At 36.7% G+C, this 2,607-nt stretch carries 3 protein-coding genes and 1 pseudogene; 1 reads left to right on the forward strand and 3 read right to left on the reverse strand.

What is annotated here, in order from left to right:
• Nucleotides 1–75 precede the first annotated feature (75 nt).
• The 3 genes from TOL9009_RS0102715 to TOL9009_RS0102725 all read right to left on the reverse strand — a co-directional run bounded on the left by TOL9009_RS0102715 (nt 76) and on the right by TOL9009_RS0102725 (nt 1,974).
• On the reverse strand, nt 76–654 hold the full coding sequence (locus TOL9009_RS0102715) for a hypothetical protein (protein ID WP_190909853.1): 579 nt from the start codon (nt 652–654) through the stop codon (nt 76–78).
• A 63-nt stretch (nt 655–717) separates the two neighbouring features.
• Entirely contained in the window at nt 718–1,374 is a 657-nt protein-coding gene (locus TOL9009_RS0102720; RefSeq protein ID WP_029631004.1) for a hypothetical protein, read from the reverse strand.
• Nucleotides 1,375–1,518: 144 nt separating this feature from the next.
• Nucleotides 1,519–1,974, reverse strand: coding sequence for a hypothetical protein (locus tag TOL9009_RS0102725; RefSeq protein ID WP_029631005.1), 456 nt, complete (start codon nt 1,972–1,974; stop codon nt 1,519–1,521).
• 352 nt (nt 1,975–2,326) lie between these two features.
• Here TOL9009_RS0102725 and TOL9009_RS48730 point away from each other — a divergent pair.
• Nucleotides 2,327–2,607 (forward strand): annotated as a pseudogene (locus tag TOL9009_RS48730) (IS701 family transposase); the annotation flags it as partial.

The following is a 2,607-nucleotide window of genomic DNA, read 5'->3' on the forward strand; positions in this document are numbered from 1 at the left end:
GATTCGACTGACTTAAATACATCGCACTTGATAAAGCAATTGTTACCCCGATAACTGTTAACCCTGAGTAGACTTTCATCTTCTTTTTGAGTCAATAATCGTGTAGATACCAGCTAAAGCGAGTAAACCACCTACAATAATAAATCCATTTTGCTTGTCTTCGGGTAGCTTATTGAAAGCCGTAACCGTATCCTGCAATTGGTTGTAGGTTTGTTTTGATGAGTTAACAATATTCAAAAAACTACCCAAGGCACTCCATATTACAAATGCAGTTACTAAGGTTGAGAATCCAAATTTGATAAGTTTACCCATATTGTCAGCTGACCATTGTCCATCTTTACGATTAATATTTATTTCATCAAATACTTCTCTATTGGTTATTTGATTGATTAGGAGGATTGATGCTATTGCTAATGCTATTCCCTGAGTACCACTGGTAAGAATCAAAAATCGGGCTAAACTGTAGGAAGTAATTCCCCAAAAACTTGTTTCTAATCCCTTTAAGATACTTCGATTTTTGCTTAGTTTTCGGTTGAGATTATCTTTGTAGGCTTTAATAGCTTCGATTTCATCGGGAGTAAATGCAGTATCTTCTTGGATTGGATAATTTGATTCTTGGTTGGTATCTTCTCCTAATTCAAATTCGGGCATCATAGAAATAACCAATGAATTGTTTATTTGTACCTCCAGTTCCAATTGTGTCTGGAGGCTTTTTAATTAACTGAAAATATCTCTAATATTGTTCCAAAGCTTAATTACTGGGTTTGTTGAGTAATGCTTTTTGGGAATCAGGCTTAAATCGCTGTCTGAACCATTCTCTAGCAAGTGTTTAATCTTTTTATCCTCATAATCCGCGTCTGCTTTCATTTGCGCTAAGAATGGCTTATTTGAAATAGATTCAAGGCTAGCTTTGGCGTTAACTGTAGCCATCTGTGTGTCTATCCAAGCCTGCAATTCGATGACATCCAGCGCATCATCGTGACGTTGATTCTCGGCTTCCAGCTTGGCGAATAAACTAGCTTTATACTCTGAAATCAGGTTGTTGTAACGGGTGTTCTCCAGGGCTAATTCTCCCCCAGCTTTATCAATTGCGATCGCACCTTTACCACCACTTTTATAAATGTCAGCTAGGGCTGTGTTGTATTCAGTGGTGCCTTCGATATAGGCTTTAAGATTATCGCGGATAAGCGGCATAGACGTAGCTAGTCTCTCCCCCAGCTTGCCCATATCGCCAATCTGTTTGAGGGCTTTCTCGTCTCCGTTTACGGCTTTGATAATCAAAGCATTGTTGATGCCAAACTTTTGATTTGTAGCTTTGGTTATTTGCTTACCGTAGCCTGATATGTGGTCGCGGACTTTGGCTTTGTTTTTCATAATTAATCCTTGCAATGTCCTTTACAGATGAAACCCTGTTCAATTAACCTTTGTCGTTGCTGGCTGGGGGTCAAAGGTCGGAAACTCCACAACAATTGAATCAGTAGGGGTAAAAAACACAGTCCCAATATCAATAAATAAAGTTTATGAACCCTTGATTTTGAGATGTGAGAGGATTGTAGCTTTTGTTCTTTTGAGGTTTGACTGGCTCACCGACAGTGCCGTTTTCACATTGCCTAAACCTTCTACAAACTTTTGATTGAGTTGTCTTTCTCGATACGTAAAATGATTTTTTAAATCTTCATGAGTATTTTCTATGCTTTGTTCTAAAGAATCATAGTGATGGTCGGCATAGGTTTTAATTGCTGAAGTTACTTCTCGAATAAATTCTGCATAATCTGTGAATTTATCTCCAACAGTTGATGCTAAGTCAGCTACTTCTACTTCGGATAGTTCAATCCCTAAAACTGATGCTTGGGTTGTGATTAAATCTTGCTTCTGTTCGGTACTAAATACTATGGATGATGTTTCTACTACTTCACCGCTCTCCTGACTCAGTATTTCATCAACTCCATCTAATTCAGCTTGTGTTGCTGACACTGGCTGAATTGGATTATTTGTTACTTTCAGGACTTACGCAACTGGCACAAAAGTCTCGTTGCGGCACAGCCGCAACATTGATCATAGAAAACTGTAAAACCCTTTCCTCATCTAACTTTGAATCACACTCTTCGTGAATAAAGTTATGTCTTAGTCAATTTTTATACTTGCAATCCCTGTGACTGGTAAAATTGGTCTCAGTGCCGCAAAGCCACACCTTCGGTATCAACCAAGTTGTCAATATTTAAAACGCAAATCTTAACTACAAATATCATAAGTAATAAAAATATTATTATACTAGCTAAGGTGTGATAATAATAAACATCTAATAAGTGCTGCTTGATAATTTTATATGAGATTTACGAAACTAGATTATTGTCAATATCTACTTAGTAGTCAGATTAACTATACAATTACTAATTTAGCAGAACACTTAGAAGATGTTAGTCATGATAGAATTAATTATTATTTAAGGGAATGAAAAGTTAACTCCTCGTCTACTTTGGGATAACGTGAAAAATCTGATTGTGACTGATGAGGATGCTTATATTATATTTGATGACACAGTTGTAGATAAAAGATTTTCTGAAGAAATAGAAATAGTACGAAGACAATATAGTGGGAATGAACATG

The organism is [Scytonema hofmanni] UTEX 2349, from assembly GCF_000582685.1.
GTDB classification, from domain to species: Bacteria; Cyanobacteriota; Cyanobacteriia; order Cyanobacteriales; family Nostocaceae; genus Hassallia; species Hassallia hofmanni.